Source organism: Pseudorhodoferax aquiterrae (assembly GCF_014652235.1).
Taxonomy (GTDB): Bacteria; Pseudomonadota; Gammaproteobacteria; order Burkholderiales; family Burkholderiaceae_C; genus Pseudorhodoferax; species Pseudorhodoferax aquiterrae.
Genome location: NZ_BMYK01000007.1, coordinates 90,974 through 103,781, shown reverse-complemented (window position 1 = coordinate 103,781; position 12,808 = coordinate 90,974). Strand labels below are relative to the sequence as shown.

11 protein-coding genes and 1 pseudogene are annotated in these 12,808 nt (G+C 68.2%); 7 read left to right on the top strand and 5 right to left on the bottom strand.

Annotated features, from left to right (window positions below; all coding sequences use genetic code 11):
- Positions 1 to 196: 196 nt before the first annotated feature.
- Positions 197 to 421 (top strand): CsbD family protein, encoded by a 225-nt coding sequence (locus IE209_RS13925; RefSeq protein WP_145546871.1) that lies wholly within the window; start codon positions 197 to 199, stop codon positions 419 to 421.
- Positions 422 to 504: 83 nt separating this feature from the next.
- Positions 505 to 858, top strand: a pseudogene (locus IE209_RS13920) (hypothetical protein); the annotation flags it as partial.
- 103 nt (positions 859 to 961) lie between these two features.
- Here the strand turns inward: IE209_RS13920 and IE209_RS13915 are convergent.
- Complete coding sequence (locus tag IE209_RS13915; RefSeq protein WP_189687558.1) at positions 962 to 1,417, bottom strand: acyl-CoA thioesterase; 456 nt, start codon at positions 1,415 to 1,417, stop codon at positions 962 to 964.
- Positions 1,418 to 1,611: 194 nt separating this feature from the next.
- Here IE209_RS13915 and IE209_RS13910 point away from each other — a divergent pair, with 194 nt between their 5' ends.
- The 5 genes from IE209_RS13910 to rpoD all read left to right on the top strand — a co-directional run bounded on the left by IE209_RS13910 (position 1,612) and on the right by rpoD (position 8,783).
- Positions 1,612 to 2,163: a phasin family protein gene (locus tag IE209_RS13910; protein WP_189687557.1), complete on the top strand. Its 552-nt coding sequence runs from the start codon at positions 1,612 to 1,614 to the stop codon at positions 2,161 to 2,163.
- A gap of 188 nt (positions 2,164 to 2,351) precedes the next feature.
- Positions 2,352 to 3,392: an extracellular solute-binding protein gene (locus tag IE209_RS13905; RefSeq protein ID WP_189687556.1), complete on the top strand. Its 1,041-nt coding sequence runs from the start codon at positions 2,352 to 2,354 to the stop codon at positions 3,390 to 3,392.
- Positions 3,393 to 3,547: 155 nt separating this feature from the next.
- A complete protein-coding gene (locus IE209_RS13900; protein WP_189687555.1) occupies positions 3,548 to 4,306 on the top strand; it encodes a 3-hydroxyacyl-CoA dehydrogenase in 759 nt (252 codons plus the stop codon).
- A gap of 44 nt (positions 4,307 to 4,350) precedes the next feature.
- Positions 4,351 to 6,195: a DNA primase gene (gene dnaG / locus IE209_RS13895; RefSeq protein WP_189687554.1), complete on the top strand. Its 1,845-nt coding sequence runs from the start codon at positions 4,351 to 4,353 to the stop codon at positions 6,193 to 6,195.
- 254 nt (positions 6,196 to 6,449) lie between these two features.
- Positions 6,450 to 8,783: an RNA polymerase sigma factor RpoD gene (gene rpoD, locus IE209_RS13890; protein WP_189687553.1), complete on the top strand. Its 2,334-nt coding sequence runs from the start codon at positions 6,450 to 6,452 to the stop codon at positions 8,781 to 8,783.
- A gap of 38 nt (positions 8,784 to 8,821) precedes the next feature.
- Here the strand turns inward: rpoD and IE209_RS13885 are convergent, their stop codons facing one another.
- The 4 genes from IE209_RS13885 to IE209_RS13870 all read right to left on the bottom strand — a co-directional run bounded on the left by IE209_RS13885 (position 8,822) and on the right by IE209_RS13870 (position 12,654).
- Positions 8,822 to 10,159, bottom strand: coding sequence for a HAMP domain-containing sensor histidine kinase (locus IE209_RS13885; RefSeq protein WP_229882841.1), 1,338 nt, complete (start codon positions 10,157 to 10,159; stop codon positions 8,822 to 8,824).
- Positions 10,152 to 10,847, bottom strand: coding sequence for a response regulator transcription factor (locus IE209_RS13880; RefSeq protein ID WP_189687551.1), 696 nt, complete (start codon positions 10,845 to 10,847; stop codon positions 10,152 to 10,154). The genes IE209_RS13885 and IE209_RS13880 overlap by 8 nt, the downstream gene beginning before the upstream one ends.
- 10 nt (positions 10,848 to 10,857) lie before the next feature.
- Positions 10,858 to 11,322: a Spy/CpxP family protein refolding chaperone gene (locus tag IE209_RS13875; RefSeq protein ID WP_189687550.1), complete on the bottom strand. Its 465-nt coding sequence runs from the start codon at positions 11,320 to 11,322 to the stop codon at positions 10,858 to 10,860.
- Positions 11,323 to 11,649: 327 nt separating this feature from the next.
- Entirely contained in the window at positions 11,650 to 12,654 is a 1,005-nt protein-coding gene (locus IE209_RS13870) for an aldo/keto reductase (protein ID WP_189687549.1), read from the bottom strand.
- Between the last annotated feature and the right edge of the window lie 154 nt (positions 12,655 to 12,808).

Sequence of the window (12,808 nt, the reverse complement as noted above, 5' to 3'; positions counted from 1 at the left end):
TCTCCGGCTCGATGCTTCAGGGTGATGACAAACCATTGTCGCAGGCGCGGCGTGCGGTTTTTGGCGGTACGCCTCAAGGCATTCGGCCTACGTGGGCAGCCCGGAGCGTCCTACCATCGCGAACCCGGCCGCTGCCTAGAGTGACAGCACGTTCCGAGCAGCCGGCAAGGAACGGTTTTCACAAGGAGATCCGCACATGAACAACGACAAGCTGGAAGGCAACTGGAAGCAGTTCAAGGGCAAGGTCCAGGAACAGTGGGGCAAGCTCACGAACGACGACCTCGACGTGATCGAAGGCCGCCGCGAGCAACTGCTGGGCCGCATCCAGGAGCGCCACGGCATCGCACGCGACGAGGCCGAACGCCAGGTGCGCGACTGGGAGAGCCGCAACCCCGACTTCTTCTTCGAGAAGTCCGTCTGAAGCCCATTCGAATTCACACACCGAGGAGTACCGCCATGCAAGCCACCACCGTCAAGCACGCCCTGACCGCCCTGGGTGTCGCCATGACCTTCACCCTCGCATCGCACGCCAACGCCATGACGCGCGATGAGTACAAGGCTGCGGAAGACCGCATCGAGGCCGAGTACAAGGCCGACAAGCAGCGCTGCGACGGCCTGGCCGGCAATGCCAAGGACGTGTGCCAGAGCGAGGCCAAGGGCAAGGAGAAGGTTGCCAAGGCAGAGCTCGATGCGCAGTACAAGCCCAGCGCCAAGGCCTCCGCCAAGGTCGCCGAAGCCAAGGCCGATGCCGCCTACGACACGGCCAAGCAGAAGTGCGATGCGCTGGCCGGCAACAACAAGGACGTCTGCATGAAGGACGCCAAGGCGGCCCACGTCGCCGCGATGGCCGACGCCAAGCGCAGCTGAGCACGCACCGCTTGTGGCCTGGTTGGCGTGCGATGGCACGCGGCAGGCCCGTTCGGGCCGGTCGGGAACGCTCCCGCCCGGCCCGAACCCGTTTTCAGAGCAGCGGCGTGAGCACGGCGCGCAGCGCTGCGGGCAGCGGCACGGGGCGGCGGCTCTCGCGGTCCACGTAGACATGGACGAAATGGCCATGGGCGGCGCTCTGCGGCGCGCCCTGCGCGAACAGCCCGACCTCGTAGCGCACGCTGCTGCCGCCCAGGCGCGCCACGCGCAGGCCGGCCTCGATGGTTTGCGGAAAGGCCAGCGGCGCGAAGTATTGGCACTGCGTCTCGACCACGAGACCGATGGTGGCGCTGCGCTCGATGTCCAGCCCGCCCTGCTCGATCAGGTAGGCATTGACGGCGGTGTCGAACCAGCTGTAGTAGACGACGTTGTTGACATGGCCGTAGGCGTCGTTGTCGGCCCAGCGGGTGGTGATCGGGCGGAACAGCCGGAAGTCTTCGCGCCCACGCGGCTGGGCGCGGGCCGGGGTGGCGGGAGCGGTGTCGGACATCGGGGCATTCTGCCAGTGGGGCTGGTCAAGAACGGGCCGGTTTAGAAACCGCTCTCTAGATTGCTGCAACGCAACAAAAAAGACTTGCACCGGGCCGGTGCGTCCCTATAATTCGTTCCATGCTGCACTGCAACATCACTGGATGAGGCGGGAGAGCAGCAGAGATCCCGAGCATTTTCAAACTGGAGATTCACATGCTGACCGCTGACCAAATCGTTGCCACCCACAAAGCCAACTTCGACCTGCTGTTCGGCCTGACTTCCAAGGCCTTCGAAGGCGTGGAAAAGCTGGTCGAGCTGAACGTCACCGCTTCCAAGGCCGCCCTGGCCGAAGCCGCCGACACCGCCCAGGCCGCCCTGTCCGTCAAGGACGCCCAGGAGCTGCTGGCCCTGCAAGCCAGCCTGCTGCAGCCCCTGGCCGAGAAGACCGCTGCCTACAGCCGCCACGTCTACGAAATCGCCCAAGGCACGGGCGCCGAGTTCAGCAAGGCCTTCGAAAGCCAGGCCAGCGAAGCCCAGAAGAAGTTCCTGTCGGCCGTGGACACCGCCGCCAAGAACGCCCCCGCCGGCTCCGAAACCGCCGTGGCCGTGTTCAAGAGCGCTGTGGCCGCTGGCACCAACGCCCTGGAATCCGTGCAGAAGGCTGTCAAGCAAGCCAGCGACGTGGCCGAAGCCAACTTCAACGCGGTCGCCACCTCGGCCGTGAACGCCTCCAAGACGGCCACCACCGCCGCCAAGAAGCGTTGAGCCTCTTTTCTGGGAGACCGGCGCGGGCCGGCTCCTGCGAGTTGTCTCCTCGGGTTTCTTCGAATTCATCGGAGTTCAGGAACCCCTTCAAGGGCCCCGCCACGCGGGGCCTTTTTTTGTGCCCGGGTTTTTCGAGAACGATTCGCGTTGGCTTTACCATCGCCCCCTCCATCGTTCCAGGAAGCTTCATGTTGAAGAGAGCCATTTCCCTGGCTGCGCTGCTGCTGGCAGCCGGCACCGCGCTGGCGCAGGACCAGGTCGTGAACCTGTACTCGGCGCGCCACTACGCCACCGACGAGGCGCTGTACAGCAACTTCACCAAGGCCACGGGCATCAAGATCAACCGCGTGGACGCGGGCGACGCCGACATCATCGCGCGCCTGAAGGCCGAGGGCACGGCCTCGCCGGCCGACGTGATCCTGCTGGTGGACGCCGCCCGGCTGTACCGCGGCGAAGTCGACGGCCTGTTCCAGCCCATCCGCTCCAAGCTGCTCGAAGACGCCATCCCGTCCAACCTGCGCTCGCAGCCAGGGCCCGATGGCGGCATCTCCTGGTGGGGCTTTTCCACGCGGGCCCGCGTGATCGTCTACGACAAGGCCACGCTCAAGGCCAGCGATGTGGACACCTACGAAAAGCTGGCCTCGCCCGCGCTCAAGGGCAAGATCTGCATCCGTTCCGGCTCGCACCCCTACAACCTGAGCCTGTTCGGCGCAGTCACCGAACACATGGGCGAGGCGCGCGCCGAGGAATGGCTCAAGGGCATCGTCGCCAACCTGGCGCGCGACCCCAAGGGCGGCGACACCGACCAGATCAAGGGCGTGGCCTCCGGCGAATGCGGTGTGGCCGTGACCAACAGCTACTACCTGGCCCGCCTGATGCGCTCGAGCAACCCCGCCGACCGCACGGTGGCCGAGCGGGTCGGCGTGGTGTTCCCGAACCAGGGCACCTGGGGCACGCACCTGAATATCGCGGGCGGCGCGGTGGCCAAGTACGCCAAGAACCGCGACAACGCCATCAAGCTGCTGGAATACCTGGCCAGCCCCGAGGCCCAGAACTACTTCGCCAACGGCAACAACGAATGGCCGACCGCCAAGGGCGTGAAGGTCGACAACCCGGCGCTGGCCGCCATGGTGCCGAACGGTTTCAAGGCCGAGACGATCCCGATCGGCCAGGTCGGCGCGCACCAGCTCAAGGTGCAGCAGATGCTGGACCGCGTCGGCTTCAAGTAAGGCGCGAGAAGCAGGGCGAGGGCCCCGTCCAGCGGGATCGGCCCCCTGCGTGACTGGCAAAAGGGCCGCCCTCGATGGGCGGCCCTTTTGTTTCCCGCGCGCGCCGCCGCCATAATTGACGTTTACGTCAACGTCAACCACCAAGGAGCAAACACATGGACATCGCAGGCAAGGTCTTCATCGTCACGGGGGGCGCATCGGGCCTGGGCGAAGGCACGGCCAGGGCGCTGGCGGCCAAGGGCGGCCGCGTGGTCGTGGCCGACCTGCAGCAGGACAAGGGCGAGGCCCTGGCGCGCGAGATCGGCGGCGCTTTCGTGCGCTGCGATGTGAGCCAGGAGGTCGACGGCCAGGCCGCCGTGGCCAAGGCCGTGGAGCTGGGCAAGCTCATGGGGCTCGTGAACTGCGCCGGCATCGCGCCGGCCGAGAAGACCGTGGGCAAGAACGGCGCCCACGCCCTGGCCACCTTCCAGAAGACGCTGATGGTCAACCTGCTGGGCAGCTTCAACATGATCCGGCTCGCGGCCGAGGCCATGGGCAAGAACGCGCCCGAGGCCACGGGCGAACGCGGCGTGCTGATCTCCACCGCCTCGGTGGCGGCCTACGACGGCCAGATCGGCCAGGCCGCCTACAGCGCATCCAAGGGCGGCGTGGTCGGCATGACGCTGCCGATCGCGCGCGACCTGGCCAAGACCGGCATCCGCAACATGACCATCGCCCCCGGCATCTTCGGCACGCCCATGCTGTTCGGCATGCCGCAGGAGGTGCAGGACGCACTGGCCGCCAGCGTGCCCTTCCCCTCGCGCCTGGGCACGCCCGCCGACTACGCGCGCCTGGCCATCCACATCTTCGAGAACGACATGCTCAACGGCGAGGTGATCCGCCTGGACGGCGCGATCCGGCTGGCACCCCGCTGACCCCACGCCCCCAGGACAGGCCGCCGCCTGTGTAAGCTCGCGCCGTGGCCATTCCGCAGTCTTTCGTCCAGGAACTCCTCGCCCGCGTCGACGTGGTCGAGGTGGTGGGCCGCTACGTGCAACTCAAGAAGGGCGGCGCCAATTTCCTGGGCCTGTGCCCCTTCCACGGCGAGAAGTCGCCCTCGTTCACGGTCAGCCCCAGCAAGCAGTTCTTCCACTGCTTCGGCTGCGGCAAGAACGGCAACGCCATCGGCTTCCTGATGGAGCACACGGGCGCGGGCTTCCGCGAGGCCGTGCAGGACCTGGCCCAGCAGGTCGGCATGGCCGTGCCCGACGACGACAGCACGCCGCAGGAACGCCAGCGCGCCGCCGAACAGCGCGAACGCCAGGCCACGCTGACCGACGTGCTCGAGAAGGCCGGCGAAGCCTGGCGCAAGCAGCTGCGCCAGTCGCAACGGGCGATCGACTACTGCAAGCGGCGTGGGCTGTCGGGCCAGATCGCCAAGCGCTTCGGCCTGGGCTATGCGCCCGAGGGCTGGCGCAACCTGGCCAGCGTGTTCCCGCACTACGACGACGCGCTGCTGGTCGACAGCGGCCTCGTGATCCACCACGAGGACAGCGAGGACGGCAAGCGCTACGACCGCTTCCGCGACCGGCTCATGTTCCCGATCCGCAACGTCAAGGGCGAGTGCATCGCCTTCGGCGGCCGCGTGCTCGGCGACGAAAAGCCCAAGTACCTGAACTCGCCGGAGACCCCGGTGTTCAGCAAGGGCCGCGAGCTCTACGGCCTGTACGAGGCGCGCGAGGCCCTGCGCGACATGGGCTACGTGCTCGTGACCGAGGGCTACATGGACGTGGTGGCGCTGGCCCAGCACGGCTTTCCGAATGCCGTGGCCACGCTGGGCACGGCCTGCACGCCCGACCATGTGCAAAAGCTGTTCCGCTTCACCGACGCCGTGGTGTTCAGCTTCGACGGCGATGCCGCCGGCCGGCGCGCGGCGCGCAAGGCGCTCGAAGGCGCCCTGCCCTACGCCACCGACGTGCGCAGCGTGAAGTTCCTGTTCCTGCCGGCCGAGCACGACCCGGACAGCTACATCCGCGAACATGGCGCCGACGCCTTCTCGCTGAGCGTGGGCGAGGCCGTGCCGCTGTCGCGCTTTCTCGTGGACGTCGCGCGCGAGGGCTGCGACCTGGGCAGCGCCGAGGGCCGCGCGCACCTGGCCAGCAACGCCAAGCCGCTGTGGGCGCAGCTGCCCGACGGTGCGCTCAAGCGCCAGCTGCTCGGCGATCTGGCGGACCTGGTGCAGCTGGACGCGCGCGAGCTGTCGGAGCTCTGGGAGCCGCGCGCCGCGCCCGATGCGCCCAAGCCGCGCCGCCGTCCAGCCGGCAAGGATGCGGCAGCGCGGCCGCGCCCCAGCCGCCATCGTGGCGCCAGCCGCCCTGCGCTGCAGGCCCATGCCAGCCATGTCGCCATGCTGCTGCTGCGCAACACCCAGCTCTGGGACAGCCTCACGCACGCCGACCACGACCTGCTCTGCGCGCTCGAGGGGCCGTTCGGCGAGCTGTTCCGCTGGGTCGACCAGCAGGTGCACGAGCATGGCGCCCAACCCTGGGCCGCGCTGGACGTCGGCCTGCACGGCCAGGTCTTCGAAGCCGAGGCGCGCCAGCTCGTCGCCCAGGACAACATGCAGCCGCTGGGCCAGGTCTTCGAGATCGAGGACGTGCCGCTCGAGCAGGTGCGGGCCACCCTGACCAAGCTGCACCGCGACGTGATCGCCGAGGAACTCAAGTACCTGCAGACGCTGCCGGCCTCCGATCCGGAGCGCATCGGCCGCGAACGCGAGCTCATCCTGCAGCAACTGGCGCTCAAGAAATCGATTGCGGCTTGAAATTCGCCGCGTCGGCTATACTCTTGGGTTTGTCTCGCGGCAAGAGCGACAGCAGTACCTCCGAGCCCGGCCAACCGATGCCAACGCGCGCACGACCGGCCATCTCATCGCAAGGGCTGCATTCCAAATGATCGCCCCCACATCTTGCCCATGGGCCCTGCCTTCCTAGTGCGGAAGGTCTGGCCCCATCGCCCCCGCGCCGGGTTCCAAGCGGCGCTTGTTGTTCGCGTTTTTCGTCGTGTCGAGGTGTCCCCATGCCAAGCCAGAAGTCCGAGAAGCCTGTCAAGAAGCCTGCCAAGCCTGTTGCAAAGGCCGCAGCCAAGCCCGTGCCCAAGGCGCAGGCCGCTGCCAAGTCCCCTACGAAAGCCCTGACCGTGCCCGCATCGAAGACCCCCGCCTCGGAAAAGCCCGCCAAGAAGACCGCCGCCTCTGCCGGCGATGAGACCGTGACCAAGAAGAAGCCGGGCCGCCCGCCCAAGGCCGCCGGCGAAGGCGCGACCAAGAAGGCCGCCGCCAAGAAGGCCGCGCCCAAGGCGCTGGACGAGGACGACGTCGGCGACGACCTGTCCGACATCGAGGAGGAGTTCGCGGAAGAGCCCGCGGCGCCTGCGGCCGCCGACGCGCCGGTCGAGAAGGCCAAGCCGCTGCGCATGAAGATCAGCAAGGCCAAGGAACGGGCCTTGATGAAGGAATTCGGCCTGGACGAGACGGTGCTGTCCGAAGAGGACATGGCCAAGCGCCGCCAGCGCCTGAAGGCGCTGATCAAGCTGGGCAAGACGCGCGGCTACCTCACGCACGGCGAAATCTCCGACCACCTGCCCGACAAGCTGGTCGACGCCGAGACGCTGGAAGTCGTGATCGCCACGCTGAACGACCTGGGCGTGGCCGTCTACGAGCAGACGCCGGATGCCGAGTCGATGATCATCACCGACAACGCGCCCACCGGCTCGACCGAAGAGGAAGCCGAGGAAGCCGCCGAAGCCGCCCTGTCCACCGTGGACAGCGAGTTCGGCCGCACCACCGATCCGGTGCGCATGTACATGCGCGAAATGGGCACGGTGGAACTGCTCACGCGCGAGGGCGAGATCGAGATCGCCAAGCGCATCGAGGGCGGCCTCATGCGCATGATGGAAGCCATCAGCGCCAGCCCCGCCACGCTGGCCGAGGTGTTCCGCCTGGGCGAGGAGATCCGCGAAGGCAAGGTCGTGATCTCCACCATCGTGGACGGCTTCACCGATCCCAACGAGGCCGACGACTACGTGGCCGAGGAAGACTTCGACGAGTTCGACGCGGCCGACGACGACGACGGCAAGGGCGGCTCCAAGGCGCTGACCAAGAAGCTCGAAGAACTCAAGAACGAGGCGCTGTCGCGCTTCGACCGCCTGCGCGAGCTGTTCGAGAAGGTCCACAAGATCTACGACAAGGAAGGCTACGGCACGCCCAACTACCTGAAGGCGCAGCAGGCCGTCAGCGAGGAGCTGATGACCATCCGCTTCACGGCCAAGACCATCGAGAAGCTGTGCGACCTGCTGCGCGGCCAGGTCGACGACGTGCGCAAGAAGGAGCGCGAACTGCGCCGCATCATCGTGGACAAGTGCGGCTACCCGCAGGAACAGTTCATCGCCGAGTTCAGCGGCCGCGACAAGATGGGCAACAAGATCCCGTCGCACCTGCTGGACCTCAAGTGGATCGAGAAGCAGGCCGCCTCGAACAAGCCATGGGCCGCGATCATGGGCCGCAACATTCCGCCGGTGCAGGACCTGCAGCAAAAGCTGATGGACATCCAGGCCCAGGTGGTCGTGCCGCTGGACGAGCTCAAGGACATCAACAAGCGCATGAACGAGGGCGAGGCCTCGTCGCGCGATGCCAAGAAGGAAATGATCGAGGCCAACCTGCGCCTCGTGATCTCCATCGCCAAGAAGTACACGAACCGTGGCCTGCAGTTCCTGGACCTGATCCAGGAAGGCAACATCGGCCTCATGAAGGCCGTGGACAAGTTCGAGTACCGCCGCGGCTACAAGTTCTCGACCTACGCCACGTGGTGGATCCGCCAGGCCATCACGCGCTCGATCGCCGACCAGGCCCGCACCATCCGGATCCCGGTGCACATGATCGAGACCATCAACAAGATGAACCGCATCAGCCGCCAGCACCTGCAGGAGTTCGGCTTCGAGCCCGATGCGTCCATCCTGGCCGAGCGCATGGAGATCCCGGAAGACAAGATCCGCAAGATCATGAAGATCGCCAAGGAGCCGATCTCCATGGAAACGCCGATCGGCGACGACGACGACAGCCACCTGGGCGACTTCATCGAGGACAGCGCCAACACCGCGCCGATCGAGGCCGCCATGCAGGCCGGTCTGCGCGACGTGGTCAAGGACATCCTGGACTCGCTCACGCCGCGCGAAGCCAAGGTGCTGCGCATGCGCTTCGGCATCGAGATGTCGACCGACCACACGCTGGAGGAAGTCGGCAAGCAGTTCGACGTGACGCGCGAACGCATCCGCCAGATCGAAGCCAAGGCGCTGCGCAAGTTGAAGCACCCGAGCCGCAGCGACAAGCTGCGCAGCTTCATCGACACGCTGTAAGCGCCCTGCCTCGAAAGAGCCCGCACCAGCGGGCTTTTTCACGTCCGGGCCGGCCCCGGCAAGTCCACCTGCACCACCAGCCCCGGATGGGCATTGGCCACCTGCCAGCTGGCACCGTGGGCCTGGGCCACGAGGCGGCACAGGTACAGCCCCAGGCCCACACCGCCGCTGCTGCGCTCGCGCGCCGCATCGGGCCGGTAGAACGGTTCGGCTAGGTGCGGCAGCACGGCCTGGTCCACGCCCGGCCCATGGTCGCGCACGCGCAGGCGGATGCCGCCGTTCTCGGGCTGCAGGTGCAGTTCTGGTGGCTGGGAGGCACCGGCGCTGTGGCGCTGCGCATTGCCCAGCAGATTGCGCAGCAACAGGCGCATGCGTGCGCGGTCCAGCGGCAGCTGCGGCAGGCCGTCGGCCACCTGCAGGCGCGGCGTCTGGCCGCCCTCCCCGCCCATGCCATCGAGCACCTCGCGCGCCAGCTCGCCCAGGTCGGTCGGCTCCAGCTGCAGGGCAGCGTGGCGCGTGGCCAGGCGTTCGCTCTCCAGCAGGTCGGTCACCAGGTCGCGCATCACGGCCAGGTCGCGCAGCAAGGCCGCGCGCGTGGGCGCCAGTTCGGCCGACTCGGGCAGCAGCTCGGTGTGCAGCCGGGCCCGCGTGAGCGGGCTGCGCAGTTCGTGGCTGATGGCCAGCAACAGGCCGCGCTTGGCCTCCAGCATGCCGTGGATGTCCTGGGCCATGGTGTTGACACCCTCGGCCAGCTGGCCGAGCTCGTCGCGCCGGCGCACCGGGATGGGCTGGCCGAAATCGCCGGCACCGAAGCGCTGGGCGCCGGCGCCGATGTCACGCAAGGGCCTCAGCAGGCGGTGCACGTAGATCCAGGCCAGTGCGGTCAGCACGAGCAGCACGGACAGCGTCATCCAGCCGATGCGGCGCGGCTTGTCCTGCCACACCGAGACCGACAGGCCCAGTTCCACCACGTGGCCGTCGGCCGTGGTGCGGCGCAGGAATTGGTGGTCATGGCCGTCGCGGTCGCGGTAACGCTCGCGGCCGGGCTGCGGCTCGCTCTTCCAGTTGATGGAGGGGCCGGAGATGCTCACGCTGACCGGCAGCCGCGCGGTCAGCGCCTGTGCGCGCGCCACGCTGGGCGGGCTGCCGATCTCGGCGACCAGCCGGTCCACGTAGTCCGCCACGAGCGGCCGCACGGCGTCGCGCCAGCCCATGGAGATCGCCCGCTGCATGCCGAACAGGAAGCTGGCCGACATGGCCAGCGCCAGCAGCAGGAACAGCGTGACGAGCCGCAGCCGCAGCGAATGCCGCATGGCGCGGTGCGCGCGCCGGTGCCAGCCCTGCACGTCGTGCTGCTTCGCGCGCGCCTCAGCCACGGCCGTTGCGCGGTGCAAGGGCGAGCGCATAGCCGGCGTTGCGCAGCGTCTTGATCGCATCCAGCGGTTCGAGCTTCCTGCGCAGCCGGCTGACCACGATGTCGACCGCGCGCGTGTAGAGCTCGGCCTCGTGGCCGCGCAACTGGTTCAGGATGTCGTCCCGGCTCCAGACCCGGCCGGGCTCACGCGCCAGCAGCTGCAGCAGCTCGAACTCGGTGCCGGTCAGGTCCAGGGCCTCGCCGCCGCGCCAGACGCTGCGCGTGACCGGGTCGATCTCCAGGCCGTCGAAGCGCAGCCGCCCGTCCTCCACGGCCGCGGCGGGCGCCGCCACGCGCCGGCGCAGCACGGTCTGCACGCGCGCCACGAGTTCGCGCGGTTCGAAGGGCTTGGGAATGTAGTCGTCCGCGCCCAGCTCCAGCCCGACCACGCGGTCCATGACCTCGCCGCGCGCGGTCAGCATGAGCACGGGCAGGTCGCTGTCCTTGCGGATCGCGCGGCACAGCGCGAAGCCGTCCATGCCGGGCAGCATCACGTCCAGGATGGCGGCGTCGAAGCCGCCTGCGCGCAGGCGCGCCAGGCCCTCGTCCGGATGCACGGCCTGGACCAGCTCCAGTTCGAAGCGCGCGAAGTACGCGGCCAGCGGAGCGCCCAGGTCGGCGTCGTCGTCGATCAGCAGGATGCGGGGCATGCCTGCATTGTCATCCGCGGTGCCAGCCGCCGCGGCGCTGCATGAAGTCGCGAACCTTCTGCTGCTGGGCCGGCGTGAGGCTGTCGTAGAAGTCTCCCAGTGCGGTCACGACCTCCGGCGCCTTGGCCTTGATGGCTTCGGTCTTCTGGTCCACCAGGGCCTGCGCGCCCGCGCGGTCGAACTTCTCGCCCGCCACCAGGGCCTGGGCCTGCTCGCGCGGATGGGCGCCGGCCATCAGCGCGCTGCGCTGCTCGGACAGCTTGCCGGCCAGCACCTCGAGCTTGGCTTTCTGCGCCGCGTCCAGGTCCAGCTTGCTGGCCACGCGCGCCACCATCTTGGCGCGGCGCTCGGCCATCTGCTCGGCGCTGGCTTTCCAGCCGCCATCGTGCGGCCGGTGGCCGCAGGCCGACAGGCTGCCGACCACCACAGCGGCACCGAACAGGCCCGCCAGACTGCGCTTGATCCAGGATTTCATCGCCATGCCTCTTGAAGAGAAGTGAACATGGCAGCGATGGTGCCGGCGCACCGCCCAGCCGGGGTCTCGGGGCGGTTTCGCTTTGTTTCGGTTTATCTCAGGCTCAGAACGTGTGAATGAACCGATCGCGCCCACGACGGGGTGCGGCGGGCCGCAGGCGTAGGCGCGGGCCGCAGCCCGGGCTCGTGCCCGGGCAAGGACCGCAACGCCCGCATGCGGCCTGGCGCGCCCCGGCCCGAAGGGCGAGGCCCCGAGCGCAACGATCATGATGGAAACGGGTGCTCATCGAGGGCCTCGCGTGGGTGTGAGCGGTTCGTTCACACGTTCTCAGGCAAAGTTCTCGGTGTCCACCTCGCCCGTGGCCTGCGGCGCGTAGCGCGGGCCGACCACGTTGTGCTGGCCGATCAGGGCCTCGGCGCGCGCCATCTGCGCGGGCGTCAGCTGCACCTGGGCGGCGTCCAGGTCTTCCTGCAGATGCGCCAGGTTCGTGGTGCCCGGGATCGGCACGATGTGCGGTGCCTTGTGCAACAGCCAGGCCAGGGCCAGCTGGGCCGGCGTGCAGCCGATTTCGCGCGCGAATGCCACATAGGGCGGCAGCAGCTGCAGGTTGGCGGCGTAGTTCTGCGGCGCGAAGCGCGGCATGGGCCGACGGATGTCCTTGGCGTCCAGCGTCGCCACGTCGTGCAGCGTGTCGGTCAGGAAGGCACGCGCCAGCGGGCTGAAGGCGACGAAGGCAGCGCCGATCTCCCGGCAGGTGTCCAGCACCGCGATCTCCGGGTTGCGCGTCCACAGCGAGTACTCGGTCTGCACGGCCGTGATCGGGTGCACCGCATGCGCCTTGCGGATGGTGGCGGCCGAGACTTCCGACAGACCAATGGTGCGAACCTTGCCCGCGCGCACGAGATCGGCCAGCGCGCCCACGCTGTCCTCGATCGGCACCTCCTTGTGCCAGCGGTGCAGGTAGTACAGATCGATCACGTCCGTGCCCAGGCGGCGCAGACTGTCCTCGCAGTTGCGGCGCAGGGCTTCGGGCCGGCCGTCGATCACGCGGCGCACGACACCGTCCTCGCCACGCACGCCGGCCATGCCGCCCTTGCTGGCCAGCGTGAAACGGCTGCGGTGGCGCTGGAGCACCCGCCCGACCAGTTCCTCGTTGGCGCCGAAGCCATACAGCGCGGCCGTGTCGAACAGCGTGACGCCGGCGTCGAGCGCGGCCAGCAGCAGGCGCTCGGCCTGCTCGGGCGCTGGCGGCACGCCGTAGGCGTGGCTCAGGTTCATGCAGCCCAGGCCAATGGCCGAGACGGTGAAGGGTCCGATGGTGCGTGTGTGCATGGGCCGAGCTTACCGCCACCGCCATCGCGCCGCCCCCATGCCACGCCAAGCGTCCGCACGCAAGCCCGCGGCACGGGAACAATTTGTTTCATCCATGCAAGGATGGAATTTCGCACACTTTGAATACATTAAAACAATCCAACAAGACGCACAC